We start from the raw sequence: 15,553 nt of genomic DNA on the forward strand, positions 1-15,553 counted from the left end.
AGCAACGTTCCGTAGGCCCTTGATAATGAATATTGCACCTATTACTATTAAAATGACTTGAATAGCTTCATACATAGCGCTAACCGCCTTTTAAATGGTCTCTACTTCCTCATGCAACTTCGCTTTCTTTCTTTTCTTTATAAACAGATATGAACCAATTCCACCTACAACAATTATAAGAGCTAAAATCAGATACATTATGGCATTTTTATTTTCGGCTGTCCGTTCTTCTTCCATTGCCATTGCCCTTTTTTCTTGTGCAATAACAGCACTATTGACCGCCACCTCTGGAAATACCTCTGTAATTTGTGTGGAATTTATTCTTACTTCCCTCGAATCAAAACCGAGCAAAATAGATTTTTCATTTACATAATCTTTAGGGTCCAATGTAATTGATGTATTGTGTCTAACTGCATATTCTCCACGTTCTTTTTCGTTTTCATCATATATTTTCACTGTTTTTCCATATGGAAGTATGATACTAAAAAGAAAACTACCGTCATTTTCAAAGAATTTAACCATGAATTCTTTCCCTATTTTATCGTTTGAAAATACGTGCTTTGTTTCTTTAAATGAAGTGCCTGTGCTTGTATTCCCTTCATAAGTAGAGGGAGACTTTTCGACAATCGTTTCTGAATTGTTTTCCGAAGGGTTGCTGGCTGTATTGTTGCTAGGCATTGTACTAGCTGCTTTCACATTACTATTAGGTGTTGTAGTAGCATTGCCGTACCCCTGTAATCTTTCTTTTAGAACCCTCTCAACCTGATCCGATATATCCTTATCTGCGATAGGCTTATTTTGTGATTCTTCAATCACTTTTTCAGCCTTTTCCCACTTTGCATATAGTGTCTGTGAATCTGTAAGAATATCATCAGTGAATTTATTTTTAAATTCTTCATCCCTATACCATCCCATAAAAACTGATTTTTTCTTTTTAAGAGCTGGCAATTGAATTTTTTTACCTACATGAGTTTTAATATCTTTGAATTTTTGGTCTGAATTTGTTACGAACTTAACAGTAATTTCTTCGGTCCGGTCATCAATGTTATTTTCATTGAAATCAGGGTAAAACTTAGCATAGTATTCTCCCTTCGAATCTGTAATTTCCATATCTTCAACATCTACTTTTTCGCCAACTTCTTTTTTGTTGTTTGTGGAAACAGCTTTAAACCAGCCAGCAAAACTGTAATGTTTTTTTGCATTTACTTCAGGGAGAATTTCTTTTAAATTTGTTCCTTTATTTACGCTTTTAACAATTTCTTTTGTTTGAGCACTATTTTGAAGTAATTGACCTCCTTCGGTAGATAAAAATTTAACTGTTAATTCCTTTTCATCTGCCAATACTGGCTTAATCAATAGTTTGCTATTTTTCTTTTCGATTGACCAATAACTTAACATCTTACCCTTGCCGATTTTGGGATTATCAAGCTCTAATTGCATATCACCCGATAACACTTCACTTTTAAGCACTTCCTCGGAATCGTTCAAAACCTGAATCATTGTTTTTGTTGGCACTTGCTCATGATACAAAACTTTGTTATCAAAGATGATTTTTATATAATTTTGATTCACTGGCGTTTCGGACTTTTGTGATTCCAGCTCTGTCACTTGGGGTTCTGTGACGTTGGTTTCTTCTCCACTTGCAGCAACTACATAATTAGTTGCATTGCATGTCACAGCTAAAGCAAACGCACTACTTAGCAAGATAAGCTTTGGTTTCTTCCACATGCCATTACTCCCTTCATTTTCTTCCTTTGTGATCTAGCTCTTGTTGCGCCCCTTTGAGCCAATCAACATTAAATGTCACATTTTCAAGATAGGAATATTTTTGTTCTTTTCCTTCCATTTCTGGTTCGTCTTTCGTGCATACATCAATTTGTGTTTCGGAATCCGTTTCAGCTTTTTCAGATATACGATAAAGGAATTTATCTATTTCTTTTTCTAAAACATCAAACGGTATCCCTTGTAATTCTAAATGGGTGTTTTCTTCAAGCTTTGAGATCATTAAATCCTTATTAAAGTATTCTGGCTCCGTGATTTCTTTTTCTTTATGGTTTAGTACCAATAGCAACAAGTTGAGTAGGAAAATATTTGTATTTTGCTTTTCGACCAAAATGTTATCATTTTCCTCTATTTTGGTAAGTGGATATAGCTTTTCAAAGTTTTCTTTATTAATATTTCCCTTGCCTAATGCTTCCTCAACTTGTTCTAATAGATCGCTCAATTTTGTTGTGGGAAGATGAAATAAGTGTCTCTTGATATACGCTTTGACAATCATTATTTATTGTCCTTATTCTCCTTGTCATCTTCATAAAAATCATCTTCGTAATCCTCATTCATTTCCTCATCTTCTTCATCTTCCTTATTACCTTTTCCTTGTCTCTTTTTCATAACAAGGAAGTAATAAGCTGTAACACCGACTACTGCAATAAGTAATACAGCTATCAGAAAGCCATTTCCACTTTCTTCTTTTGGTGCTTCCACATTTGCAGATTCAACTTTTTCTGCTGGTTGCTGTTCTTTAGTTGCATCCTCAGCAGGACCTGCTAAATCAGATTTATTAATATCAGAAAGGAAATACACATTGTTGTCTGTCTTGTCGAGATCAATAATTAAGTAAAAAACATTCTGATCTGAATCTGTAATCGTGTAGAATGCTTTTGAACCACTTGTACTAAAATCAGTGATCGTTCCTGTTCCATCTACTTTCTGCCCTGTGACACTTGCAGGAGTTTCAATATCGACTGTTTCAGTTACTTCTTCACGATTAACGTTTGGACCTGAAGGTGGTTCGGCTACATCTCCTTTTTTTTCAGCTTCTTCCTTTTCTTTAGCTTCCTTCTCGATTTGTTCTTTTGCTGCAGCTGTAGCTTCTGCCTTTTCTTTTTCTTCTGCTGTTTCTGACTTTTCATTTGCATGCGCTAGATTTATAGAAGGAAATCCAAGAAATAGAGTGGTGCTAAAAAGCATTGTTGCCAGTAACACTTTTTTAAAGGATTCTCTCATAATTTTTTTCTCCTTCTTTATGATGTGGCTGATTTTCTTCATCCGGTTGATTTTTTGTTTTTTCATTATCAATTGCTCGAATTGCTTCATCAGGACTTACGCCTGTTTCTTGCATGAGTTTCAGTACGTCATTATATTTCAGGTGCAGTAGGATTTCTTCGTCTTTGGTTAGTTTGGCCTTTTCATCCTTTAAGTTGTTTTGTAATTTTTCGATTCGAGCCTTTCTTTTTTCAATTCTTTCTTCAAGTTTTATCATGCGTTCACTCAACTAAAAACACTCCTTTAAGCCTTTGCCTTCACTTTATTAATTTGCAATGCGTCTGATCCCTGCATAATGGCTTTGCCAATATCGAGTTTTCCAATTGTGATAACCTACACCACTCCCGTTGCTATCTAACATTGTATTTTCGTCTATATAAAAGGCGACGTGCGAAACATGGTTTGCCCCTCCGTATGTGCCTTTGAAAAAAATTAAATCTCCGGGCTGTGCTTCGCTTGAATCAATTGGAACAGTCAAATCATATTGGGAAGCCGCATATGAGGGAAGATCGATTCCAATTTGTTTTAATCCCCATGATACGAAACCACTACAATCAAAACCTGTACTTGGATTTTTACCTCCCCAAACATATTTCCAGCCTAGATATTTTTCAAGTTCTGCTACAACTAACGCGAAATCACCTTTTACTCCTGCACCAGCTCCCAGGTATTCAGCCACCAATTCTGCATACAAGTAGTTACCACCATTACGATACAAATAAGTTTTACCTATTCTTTGAGAAGTTGGGTTTATATAAGGATAGGTTTCACCTGAATGATTACCTAGACTTGGAGCAACCACATCCCTTGAATATTGTTCAGAAATATCAAGGTTGAAACTCCCCCCTAAGTTACCAACATAAGTTGCAAAGTATGAACCGTAGTTATAGGCTTGCGCCAATAGTTTATAGTCATCTTCAAGACCAAAAGGCTTTACCAAATTCACAATGTTTTTCAAGTGCTTAACCCCTTGACGTACGGATTCTTCTTCTGTACTCCAATAACCCGGTGCGTGTCCTGCAGATTCCGAAGATTGCATAATATCTTTTGTTCCTGTACCTTCGGTCTCCACTTGAATGATTGCTAATATCAGATTTATATATTTTTCCATGCCTTGGGCTGCAGCTTCTGTTTCAACAAGTGATCGCCATTGTTCAACTTCCGGCGATAAATTTTTTGAACCTATTAATGGTTGGTTTTGTGTTGATGATCCACCCATTACTCCAACAATAATCAAGACAAGGGCTGCAACAATAATAAGAGGTAATACTGAAGCTAATCCACTTCCTAACGCTGCTGCCACTTTTGCCCCAAGTACTCTTTTGACAATCATTCGATTGAAGTTAGCAAGATTCTTGAATAGGTCACCCATACGATTTGAAAAGCTAGTCATAGCTCCTGCAAATGCTTTTCTCTTATTCTTTGGTGCGTAATATAGCTTTTTCTTAATCTTTTTTTTCTGCAAAACAGCCTTTGATTCTGATTTAAGATTTTTACTTTTATTCAGCTTGAATTGTGTCAGCTTAGAACCTTGTTTTCCTAGTTTTCCTGACTTGGTATCAATTTTAGCTACGCCTTTTGTTAGCTTTTTTGTAGCTCTTGATATTTGCGTTGCACCTTGGCTAACTAATTTAACACCCACATCATCTTTTTCTAATTCATTTTGGTACTTTTGAAGACCACTTTTTGTAGTGTTTTTTAGAACAACGCCAGGCGTTTTAGATATTTTCTTCAAGCTTGATTCTTTCGGCTTTTCCTTATATAAAGGATTGGTTTTTACTTTTTTTAAATTGGCATTTTTCAACTTTTTTTCTTTCAACTTAACCATAGCTGTTGAAGAAAGTTTTACTGTCTTTGTTTTTTGGTTGATATATTGACTTGTGAATTTTACAGCTTCATATTTTTGAAGACCATTTTTTGTAGAGTTTTTTCGAACATCGACAGGCATTTTAGATATTTTCTTCAAGCTTGGTTCATTCAACTTTTCCTTGTACAAAAGGTTGTTTTTTGAATTTTCCAACTTTTTTTCTCTCAACTTAACAAAAGCTGTAGTTGAAAGTTTTGCTGTCTTTGCTGTTTGGGTAATACTTTGACTTGTGAATTTTACGGCTTCGTCATCTTTTTCAAATTCTTTTTGATATTTTTGAAGACCATTTTTTGTAGTGTTTTTCAAAGTATCGACAGATGTTTTAGAAATTTTTTTCAAGGTTGATTCTTTAGAATTTTCCTTGTACAGAGGATTGTTTTTTGTATTTTTAAAATTGGCGTTTTCAAACTTTTTTTCTCTCAGCTTAACCATAGCTGTTGAAGAAAGTTTTGCTGTCTTTGCTGTTTGGGTGATACTCTGACTTGTGAATTTTACGGCTTCGTCATCTTTTTCAAATTCTTTTTGATATTTCTGAACACCATATTTAAAACTGTTATTAAGAGTTGGTAACGAATCTTTAGCAATCTCTTTATGCAATTTAAATGTCTTTTGTTTAAAATTCCCATTTATTATTTGATGGTTGTCGGCGGTGCCGAATTGATTATTTAATTTACTTTGATTATTGCTTTCTTTAGTTTCTATTTTGCTTGCGCTTTGCGCAAAATGATGGTGTGCTTCCGTCTGCAAAACTTTATCAATTTTACTAGCTGTATTTTCCTGCTGCCTAAATTCTTCACGAACCTCATTAGAAAACTTTTTTTGAAGTTTTCCTTTATTCGGATCAGGATGGGAAAAGCTACTATTATTTTCGCTAGAATTGTCATATAGAACATTTGCTGATCGTGACAAATGTTGCGGTTCATTGTTCTCTAAAGTTTTCACTATCTTACTAGATGTGCTTTCTTGTTGCCTAAATTCTTTTTCAGAAGGGATAGTTTGGTCCGTGTGTTGTTTTTGCAGTTTCCCTTTGATTTTTTGTTGATTTCCAGTACCTTCGTTTACACTTCCAGTTTGTGCAAATTGCTTTTGAGCAGCCGTATCAAAATTATTTTCCAATTTTCTCGCTGTACTATCTTGCTGTCGGAAATTACTGTTGGGCCGATTATTTGTTTTTTTAACAACCAATATTCAGCAACTCCCCTCATTCTCTAACACCTATATCTTGGTTTTTTTCACCACCTAAATTTCTTGCAAAAGGTGCGATTTCTTCAATCATTTTTGAGCAACTGCCCTCAAACGCTTTATTTCGTCAGGCTTAGTTGTCATAACTGGATAAAGTGAATTATTGTGAGGGAACTTATCTTTAAACGGTAATATTACTCCTGAATATATAAGTAACCCTTCGCCTTCACCAGAGTTAGTAATATAGTTAGCTTGATAATCACTAAACTCAAACTTTTGTTGAAGAATCGATCTGTCACCCGCAGCCTGATTCAACAAATAAACAAAATCTGTATTATCAATAATTGTTTCGATTTTCGGACTTGATAACAAGTCTTTTACGTTTTGCGTTATGCCTGTTGGCACTCCACCCCATTTTCGGAATCTTTTCCAAAATTCCACACTGTAATTTGATGTTTGTTCCTCGGCTAACAGCTTGTGAAATTCATCCATGTAATACCATGTTTTCTTATTTCGATTTCGGTTGATTGTTACTTTGTTCCAAACGTGGTCTTGCAGTATCAACATTCCTAATTCTCTTAGGTTAGAGCCTAATTCCTGAATGTTGAAACAGACCAATCGGTTGTTTGTATTTATACTTGTTCGATGGTTAAATACATTCAATGAACCCGATACATATAGTTCTAAAGCATCTGCCAATTCTCGGCTTTCCGGTCTGTTTGTTTCAACAAAAGCATTATACAAATCCCCTAAAATTGGAATATTTTCAGGAACAGGATTCTCAATGAAAGGTCTATATATAATACGTGTGCATTTATCGACAATTGTTTTTTGTCTTGCTGTTAGTCCTGTTTTGCCTCCTGCAATCAGTTCCATTAAGTTAAGAACGAAATCACTTTTGAAGGAAATAGGGTTTTCACCTTCTCCATATTCAAGTGAAATATCCAAAGGATTGATAAAATCTTCAGAATTGAGGGAAATTTTTATTTCTTCACCGCCTAGACGCTTTACAAATAAATAATATTCGCCTTCGGGATCACAAATAAGTATGTCATCTGTTGTACGTAAAAACGTGTCAATCATTTCACGTTTAGCTGCAAAGGATTTACCGGAACCTGGCGTTCCTAAGAACAACCCATTTGGGTTTTTTAACGCCTTTCTACTTACTTGAATCATGTTGTTACTCAATGCGTTCAAACCGTAATAGACGGGTTCTTTATCTTCTTGATACAATTCTTGCGTTGTAAACGGTACAAATATTGCTGTTGAAGATGTTGTAAGCCCTCGTTCTAACTCCGTTTCATTTAAATTTTCACCTAATGGCAATGCACTAATTAAGGCTTTCTCTTGCTGATATTTCATTTTCACCAAATTACAGTTTTGCTTTTGAGCAATTGAGCCTAATCGGAATATGGCATCATCCAAAGCTTTCCGATCCTTTTCAAATACCGTAATAGTAAAAGTGAGGTAAAAATACCTTTCATTTTCACGCTGCAAATCCGCAAGGATTTTTCGGCTTTCTTCAACGTGCATATTCAAGTCTGTTGGCAAAATATCCATATCATATCCACTTCTCAATGCCTTTTTCTGTTCTTCAATTTTAATGCTGTCGAGATCAGACGCTTTCGACTTTACCATTCGTACTGCCTTTTGCTGACCTAAAGAGCGAATGTGCATACTTACAAGCATTTCAAGGTCTAAATCAAGGAAATCTGCTAAAACACGGTCAGATAGTTCCGTAGCTTCAATTTTCAAGTGCAATGTAGCACCAATTTTGTTATTTACCTTAAATTCATCACTGTATTTATCAAATCGTATTTCTTTTGGAGCAATCAAATCTTTAGTTGTTCCACTGTTTAATTGCTGTGTCGACAAGTCCTTCAATTCTAAATAATGTGGGGTATTGCCATTCAGCAAGTAGTTAATAATGGACAATCGCTCAACTCCGTTTAATTGTTCGGTCCCTACCCCCATTGTTTTGAAATGTTCTTTGATATTATTTTCAATACTGCTTAAACGCCTTACTGCATTTTCATATGTTTTATCCTTGATTGAAAAAATCAGGTATTTATTTCGGACAATGCCGTTATTTCCTTTTTCTTTTTGTTCTTCTATAAAAGAGAAATATTCGTCTCGTAGTTTTTCAAAATCTTCAATAGCGTCAATATCACTGTTGCTTATGCTATATTCCAACACTTCTTTTTCATTATCTTCTTTACTCATTCGATAATTGATGAAGCAAAGTTGGATTTTGATAGTATCATCAAACGAATTTAATAATGTACTGTACAAAGCAAAAATCTTTTGTTTCATTTCATCTTGCGATAATTGATATGATATATCCGAAAAACGAATCATTTTGTTGTACGTATCGTTATTTACTTGACATACTCCCTTTTGATACATTTTTTGGTAATTTAACGTTTCTTGTGTTGACTTTCTTGTTGCCTTTTTGCTGTCCACCAGTTTTTGGAGGACTTGAAACAGATTCTGTTTTTCTAGTCTTTTTGCCATTCAACATTTTCCTTTCTTCTGCTAGTCCTCTATTCCTTTTTGATACTTTAAAGTATCGCTTTTGCGGATTAAGGTACTTATATTCCAAAATAAGCTTTATCCATGCTTCTGCAGGCATTCCATCTTTGACGAATATAGTACAGAAAATGATTGGTAGTGCAGCAAAGAAAAGACCGTACATTGCAATATCCAAACTATATTTTTTTAGTAATAAGAACACTGGAAGTCCGATCCCTAGAGCAAGACCGAATCCTATTAGCTGCCTTTTCGTTAACCCAAAAAACAGTTTAGATTTAATGTTCTTCAGTTCTTTGGGTATAGACACAACGAAGTTGTTATTCATTTCTTATCTAACCCTTTCCTAAGCTCGCTTGGAATGTCTTTTAAAAATCTAAATTCATCAAGGAAAAATGCGTCTTTTACTGTGCGCTTGTTCGGAAAAATAACTTTAAGCATTATAAACATAAATAGAAATGTCCAAAATGCAAGGACGGCCACATTTAACAATCCTATCAAACCCACGGTTTTTAATGAATCTGTCACTTCTTTGGTTTGTGCATACACTTCTAATTCGGCTGCATGCGATAGAATCAAATTCGCTTCCAGTAAAGTGAGTAAAAATGTAATCAATGTTGCAAATCCAAAGAAGATAAATAGATTTTTATTCCGGTGAAACCATTTTTTCATTATTAGACCGCCCCCATGACTGATTTAGCTAGTGAGTGTGTTCTTGTTAATGTAACAACTAGAATACCCATAGAAACAATCATTAGCATTAAGCCATACAATCCACTGCCTTCTGTTGAAATCAGACTGCTTGCTTTTTCCAGTAGCCCTGCATATACCACAAGACAAACTAACATGAAATACCCTTGCAACATTAAAGCCAATAGATTTTTTACATACGATTGACCGATAGAACCGATCCACTCTCTATTGAGGAATGTTGCGAAAGGTAAGGGAGCTACTGATATATAAAGCATTATCGCAACAATCCGACCCCAAGCTACCAAATAAATAATGCCCGACATAACAAAAGTTATGATTAGAGCAATTCCAGCTACTACCCACATTGAAATCGCTGTTCCTATTTCTCCTTCGGGAATACTCTCAACTAAGTTTTCTGCTATGCTAGGCGGAAGTTCCAAACTTGCTGCTGGCACATGATTCGTTATCCATTTCCCAAGATCAAATATTGCTAAAGCAATTGTGAAGCTATTTGTTACAAGCATAATCATTGCTGCCGTTTTAATAATCAGAAACAACATTTGACCTGTCTCAAAGTCGCCACCTTTGTTTTTCTCTACAACCATTTGATATATTTCATAGCAAAAAATATAAGTTAAAATTAAGCCAGCAACCGGTAATATTGCTGTTTCAGATATTATCCGAAGGTTATCGACAATGGTCTGCGAAAACTCTGTTGGCGTTTCCGAAACGTTCATTTGGACGGTATCAACGCTTTTTTGGAACAACTCTGTTGTCATATCCAAAAAGCTTTTGGTTCCATCTTTGAACATTTCAAAGATGAATTCTTTGATATCGTCAACCCAACCAAACATAAATTCACCTCTTTTAGTTCAAGTCGATATAAATGTATTTTTTTTCATCAACAATCTGTTGTTTAATTCTAAACTGCAGGTTTGGATCTTCTGCATATTTTTTTGGAATAGCCATCATTATATCTCCTGTTCCTTCGAACGTTTTTCCAACTTTGAAATCTCTTGCCAAGAAATCTTGTTGGTACATTAGAAAATCATTTTGACTGGCTAACTCATTATCACCTACCACAAGCCCTGAACCATCATTCAGCATGTACGCTTCAAATGGTCTACTTCTTGCTTTGCCATCCGTTTCATGTTTTATATCAACCTCCAATAACTTATAGTCATTTTGAAGGTCAAGACCTTGATTGCGTACTGTCTTATCATAACGATCGTAAAATTCAACTTCTGATGATTCGTTGAAATCTTTCATTTCAACTTTCGTAATGGTTCTCTTGAAACCAACTTGCTGCCCTTCGATTTTGTAATCAGTGTCCGAGAAAATAGTAACAGGCAACTTTTCAGATTCATGTTTCTTAACTTCTTTTTTTTCATAAGTCTGAATTTTATCGCTATTATTAGGACTATTCACCTGTTCTTCTTGAGCGCAAGCCGATAAAACCGAAACGGATAAAGATAAAACAACGAGCTTTTTGGTCAATTTGGCAACAGCACCTCTAATTTTGTATGTTTTCCCGTCAAATGTTTTGACACTTTGAGCGTTTGACGATGATATATCGTAATATGCTAATCGTTTTACCTCTCCCATATTCATCGCCCCTTCTGATTTTTAAGATTTATACAGAAATTTAAATTGGTTCACCTTGTCAAATTCATTTTGAACCTTGTATAAGCCCCCTAAAGGATTAAGAACTTTAATCGGTAAGTTCTTCTAATTCATCTAATTTGATATCCAATGCCTTAGCGATTTTTTTTATGTTTTCATAAGTCGGGTATTTTCGACTACCTCTTTCAATTTGAGATATGCTCGATTGTGGAACACCTGATCTTTCAGCAAGTTCAAGTTGACTCCAACTTTTCTCCAACCTTTTTTCCCTGATCTTATTAATGATGTTCACCTCCTTAAAGTCATTATAGTCGAAAACGAATAACCTGTAAATAGGTTTTATCGTTAAAGGGTAATAATAAAAGATAAATTACACAATACTCTTGAATTTTGATAAAATTATTAAAAAACATTCAAAGTGAGTCGATAAATATGAATGAACTAAAAAAATACATTGGTGAAAAAATAAAGGATTATCGTAAAAGCCTTAATATGACTACAGTCGAATTAGGCGAGTTATCAAATACATCCCAAAGCACTATTAGCACCATCGAACGTGGTGAAAGGTTTGGTACCTTCGAATCCATGATAAATATTTGTAAGGCTCTAGGAGTCACGTTATATGATATATTACCTCCAGAAAACAGTGAAAACTTAAATGTTCCTTCCCTACATAGCGAACGAATTAATATTATTTTGGACAGGTTATCTTCAGAAGATATTGAAGTAACGGAAACCCTTGTAGTTAACTACATGTCATTACTAAGGATGATTTCTGACTTAACTCCCACTCAGAAAAATTATTTGACCAACTTTCTAAATTCGATAATGAATAATAAGTAAGTATCTACATGGTACAAGGTTCAACAGATTTAGGGGAGTGTCATCTTTTATGGCCCTAGAATAGCAAAAGGGACTATAAAATATAGCCCCTAGAACGTAGACACCCCTTTTTCTGAAAAGTTACTTTTGAAAAAGGGGTTTGTGTATCTTTTAACCAGGATATGTAGATAGTTATTTTCGAATATGACACAAAATATTGTTTCTAAACTTGATATAAAAAAAGTTAAAAGGCTATCAACAAAGTCGACAGCCTTTTAACTTTTTTATTGATAAATATTTAATTGAAGTTTTTTACTTTTGATCTGGATCTGACAATTTGGGCTGATCACTATAAAGTAACTACACATTCATAAACCTCCAGATTTCACTTTTTGAATAGCTTCCTTCATGCTTGATACAGATAGTTTTTTTAGTATATTTTTGATTTGATTCTTAATAGTATTATCGCTTTTAATTAATTTTTTTTGTATCTCACTTCTCGAATATCCTTGCTCAATAAGGTCATATACCCCCCTTTCGGCAGTAGTTAATTCTTTAAGTTGTTCTTCGCTTTTCAACCGAACATAATCTTTAATCAAAGCTTGAATTGGAGGGGTTTCATGACAAGATGCACGGATAATTTCAGGTATACGAGTGACATCTTTTTTCAAAATATAATCTGTTGCTCCAGCCGTAAAGGCTTGCTGAATAACTTCTTCATCTGACATAGACGTTAACATAATAATTTTAGAAGATTCACTTCGTTTTAATTCTAATGCTGTGTATATACCATCCAAGTTGTCTTCCGTAAGATTTATATCAACTAGAAAAATATCAATTTGATTAAGTGCCCCTGAAAGTTTAATTGCTTCTTCTTTTGTTCTGCTACATGCAACAAGCATCATATCATCTTCATTGTCAATAATCGTTTCTATGATTTTAATCCAATCTAAGTCATCTTCAATTAACACAACTCTTATTTTATCCATATGCATCAAACCTCCTTTATTGGGAATGTTAATTTAACACTTGTCCCTTTATTTAGCTCACTCTCTATCTCTAAATTCCCACCACTTTTAGTCATCACATGGTAGCAATAAGCTAAGCCCAAACCAAAATTTGTGCCACTCTTACCTTTTGTCGTAAAGAAAGGATCTACCACACGACGTAAATTATTTTGTGATATCCCAAGACCATTATCAGTAAATACAACTATGACATTATCTGACTTACCAAAATCGGTTAATACCTCTATTTCCCCGCCTTCTTTTAAGACCTCCAATGCATTATTTAAAATATTTAAAAAAACTTCTTTTGTATGGGCGCTATCACATATAACATCAATATTTCCTGCATTATAATTCTTGATGATTTTCACCCTTTTGGTTTCACAATCCATCTGTATATCTTCTATACTGTCATCTATCATTTTATTAAAATTCTGTTTCGAGCGAACGATATGGATTTCTTTAGTTTTACTTTGGATACGGTCTACCATATTCGTAAGATGATCCGAACTTCGACTGATAATATCGATTGCTTCTTTTCCACTTGCGTTTAATTGATCCCTGTATGGCCTCAAAAGAAAAAGACTAGAATTAATTTTATATATTTGATTTTTTACCGCATGATTTAACAAACCGGATCCGGAATTAAAAACTTGCATTTTATTATCAAATGCCTGTTTTTCAATTTTCAGTCTAACGCCTAATACTCCCATTTTTGTCATCATGACGAAACATGTGATTCCTGCAATTGCAACAGGAATAGCATTCAATCTCCACATGGCCGTTAATCCAACCGCATGCCCTACGTAATTGGTTAAAACATTTGTCAGAAAGGGAGGGAGCAAAAGGTAATTAAATAATTTCCGATCTTTTTTCTTCTCGTTATTTTTCTCTACTTTTGTACTGTAGATCATAAAAAATGTCCCAATTAAGAAACATGGAATTGCCCAAACAGCCACTAAAATCCAATTATGCGAGACTTGCGGGTAAAAGGTCGTATTGAAAAACATAATAAATAAGGGAATTAACAACAATGAACCTAATAATCTTAATTTCTCTTTTGAAAAGAGGCCTGAATATGTGGCTGCAAACATCATAAAACCATAAGGTGACACATTTTGATTAAAAAAACTGCCTAAACTATAAGTTATTTGAAATAAAAATTCGTGATCCAAAGTAACAAAATTGTATTTAACAAGATACGGAAAAAAAGACTCTACCAGTGACTTGCCAAATGCGCCACTTCCAAATGAAAAAAGTAATAAACTTAACCATTTACCCCAATCTTTTTCTCTATTATTTATATAAACTATGGCTGCAACTGTATACAGAATAAAAAAAGTTAAAATCATGATAGACGCCCTCTTTTCTGTATACTTTAATTAACAGCAGAATTTAAAAACGAAAGTACTTTTTCTTGATACTCATTTGGATAAGCTTGGTGACTTCGCAAATGCAAAACACCTGATGTTTTCCAATATGTAAATTTGTCAGGATGACAGTTTGATAACAATTCACTGTGTCTACAAAAGATTGTTTTATCTGTATCACTGTGTATAAATAACACTTTTCGGGGATATATTTTTCCAATAACATCAATAGGTTTTACAACATCAAGTTTTACACCCGATAAAAAAGGTATCGTGTTTAAAATAATTGGGTTAAATGGATACTTCGGTAGTTTAGTAAAATAAGATAAATTTTCGTTTAGGTATGCTTTTAAATCGCTGAATGGGCTATCAGCAACAACTACTTCTACACAGTTTTCCTCAGCAGCAACCAGCAATGATGTTGCGGCGCCCATAGAAAAACCAAATAAGCCAATTCGAGATTCTGATTTGTTCTGTTTCACCCAATCAATTGCTCCCTGCATATCAGACTTTTCATAAAGTCCAAGTGTACACATTTTCCCTTCTGATTCGCCCCATCCTCTAAAATCAAACATCAGCACATTGTAGCCATCAGCTACAAGTGTTTTTACTAATTTTAAAGCTTCTGCTCGAGGCTCTTCTCTGTTAGCTAAATATCCATGGCCAAAAATCAAAGTCATTTTTTCATTTTTTTCAGCTGGAATGTACCATCCTTTTAAAGTAATATCATTTCCACGACTTTTAAAACTAATATTTTCATAATTTAAACCATAATTTTTAGGATTATCAATGACGGGTCTATCCGGGGGATGTATCAACTTCCAGCCAACAAAAATCGATACTAACATTACTAAAATAAAAATAAACGCTACCACACTAATAAAATACAGCATTGTTAAAATCTCCAATCAAATTTTTATAAAAATAGATCATTACAAAAGGTAAACAAACCACTTTCTCAAAAGTAACTTTCAGAAAAAGGGGTGTCTACATTCTAGGGGCTATATTTTATAGCCCTTTTGCTATTCTAGGGCCATAAAAGATGACACTACCCTACGTTTGTCTAATCTTGTAAGATAAAGACGATTATTCAATATTCATATTCGAATTAAAATAGATCATTACAGATCTGAGCTGCTATAAGATTTAAATAAAAACGATATGAAATATTCATTTCACTAGAATTTTTTTTAATAATATCCTTTACATCCTTGCTGAAGGTTAAATATAGTAGTTCTTCCCCTTCAATAGAATAAGATTTAGCTGTTAATTCTTTATTTAAAATATAGTGAGCAAACAGACTATTTATAGAAATAGCATTTTCATCGGAATATGTTGAAATTTTACTTTTAATCGTTTTATCAATCTTAATCTGAATGTAATCTTTTTCTGTGTTAAATTCTTTATCACCGTTT

Annotated in this window: 16 protein-coding genes; 1 reads left to right on the forward strand and 15 read right to left on the reverse strand. The window is 34.1% G+C overall.

Going from position 1 to position 15,553, the window contains the following annotated elements:
* Positions 1-90: 90 nt before the first annotated feature.
* The 11 genes from N0M92_RS21745 to N0M92_RS21795 form a co-directional block, all read right to left on the reverse strand.
* Entirely contained in the window at positions 91-1,728 is a 1,638-nt protein-coding gene (locus tag N0M92_RS21745; RefSeq protein ID WP_260287787.1) for an LPXTG cell wall anchor domain-containing protein, read from the reverse strand.
* Between the two features lie 13 nt (positions 1,729-1,741).
* On the reverse strand, positions 1,742-2,278 hold the full coding sequence (locus N0M92_RS21750; protein WP_260287788.1) for a hypothetical protein: 537 nt from the start codon (positions 2,276-2,278) through the stop codon (positions 1,742-1,744).
* Positions 2,278-3,006, reverse strand: a complete 729-nt coding sequence (locus N0M92_RS21755) for a DUF4366 domain-containing protein (protein WP_260287789.1) — start codon at positions 3,004-3,006, stop codon at positions 2,278-2,280. The genes N0M92_RS21750 and N0M92_RS21755 overlap by 1 nt, the downstream gene beginning before the upstream one ends.
* The gene (locus N0M92_RS21760; RefSeq protein ID WP_095392400.1) at positions 2,990-3,274 is read right to left on the reverse strand and encodes a hypothetical protein; all 285 of its coding nucleotides are present in this window, start codon (positions 3,272-3,274) and stop codon (positions 2,990-2,992) included. The genes N0M92_RS21755 and N0M92_RS21760 overlap by 17 nt, the downstream gene beginning before the upstream one ends.
* Before the next feature lie 36 nt (positions 3,275-3,310).
* Positions 3,311-6,097, reverse strand: a complete 2,787-nt coding sequence (locus N0M92_RS21765) for a C40 family peptidase (protein ID WP_260287790.1) — start codon at positions 6,095-6,097, stop codon at positions 3,311-3,313.
* A gap of 87 nt (positions 6,098-6,184) precedes the next feature.
* On the reverse strand, positions 6,185-8,557 hold the full coding sequence (locus N0M92_RS21770) for a VirB4-like conjugal transfer ATPase, CD1110 family (protein WP_397443903.1): 2,373 nt from the start codon (positions 8,555-8,557) through the stop codon (positions 6,185-6,187).
* Positions 8,469-8,951 carry a PrgI family protein gene (locus N0M92_RS21775; RefSeq protein WP_260287791.1) on the reverse strand — a complete coding sequence of 161 codons (483 nt, stop codon included), beginning with the start codon at positions 8,949-8,951 and terminating at the stop codon, positions 8,469-8,471. The genes N0M92_RS21770 and N0M92_RS21775 overlap by 89 nt, the downstream gene beginning before the upstream one ends.
* Positions 8,948-9,295: a hypothetical protein gene (locus N0M92_RS21780; RefSeq protein WP_095392408.1), complete on the reverse strand. Its 348-nt coding sequence runs from the start codon at positions 9,293-9,295 to the stop codon at positions 8,948-8,950. The genes N0M92_RS21775 and N0M92_RS21780 overlap by 4 nt, the downstream gene beginning before the upstream one ends.
* A gap of 2 nt (positions 9,296-9,297) precedes the next feature.
* A complete protein-coding gene (locus N0M92_RS21785; RefSeq protein WP_095392409.1) occupies positions 9,298-10,170 on the reverse strand; it encodes a VirB6/TrbL-like conjugal transfer protein, CD1112 family in 873 nt (290 codons plus the stop codon).
* 13 nt (positions 10,171-10,183) lie between these two features.
* Entirely contained in the window at positions 10,184-10,813 is a 630-nt protein-coding gene (locus N0M92_RS21790; protein WP_260287801.1) for a hypothetical protein, read from the reverse strand.
* 214 nt (positions 10,814-11,027) lie between these two features.
* Positions 11,028-11,225 carry a helix-turn-helix domain-containing protein gene (locus N0M92_RS21795; RefSeq protein WP_095392624.1) on the reverse strand — a complete coding sequence of 66 codons (198 nt, stop codon included), beginning with the start codon at positions 11,223-11,225 and terminating at the stop codon, positions 11,028-11,030.
* A 146-nt stretch (positions 11,226-11,371) separates the two neighbouring features.
* On the opposite strand from N0M92_RS21795, the gene N0M92_RS21800 reads away from it, so the two are divergent.
* Positions 11,372-11,782, forward strand: a complete 411-nt coding sequence (locus N0M92_RS21800) for a helix-turn-helix domain-containing protein (protein WP_095392411.1) — start codon at positions 11,372-11,374, stop codon at positions 11,780-11,782.
* Positions 11,783-12,129: 347 nt separating this feature from the next.
* Here the strand turns inward: N0M92_RS21800 and N0M92_RS21805 are convergent, their stop codons facing one another.
* The 4 genes from N0M92_RS21805 to N0M92_RS21820 all read right to left on the reverse strand — a co-directional run.
* Entirely contained in the window at positions 12,130-12,750 is a 621-nt protein-coding gene (locus N0M92_RS21805) for a response regulator (RefSeq protein ID WP_251543353.1), read from the reverse strand.
* Positions 12,751-12,755: 5 nt separating this feature from the next.
* Positions 12,756-14,120 carry a sensor histidine kinase gene (locus N0M92_RS21810; protein ID WP_260287792.1) on the reverse strand — a complete coding sequence of 455 codons (1,365 nt, stop codon included), beginning with the start codon at positions 14,118-14,120 and terminating at the stop codon, positions 12,756-12,758.
* A gap of 26 nt (positions 14,121-14,146) precedes the next feature.
* Positions 14,147-15,031: an alpha/beta hydrolase gene (locus N0M92_RS21815; protein ID WP_260287793.1), complete on the reverse strand. Its 885-nt coding sequence runs from the start codon at positions 15,029-15,031 to the stop codon at positions 14,147-14,149.
* Between the two features lie 215 nt (positions 15,032-15,246).
* Positions 15,247-15,553: hypothetical protein (locus tag N0M92_RS21820; protein ID WP_260287794.1), on the reverse strand; the 307-nt coding region annotated here is incomplete at its 5' end.

Source organism: Peribacillus aracenensis, from assembly GCF_025175645.1.
GTDB lineage: Bacteria > Bacillota > Bacilli > Bacillales > DSM-1321 > Peribacillus > Peribacillus aracenensis.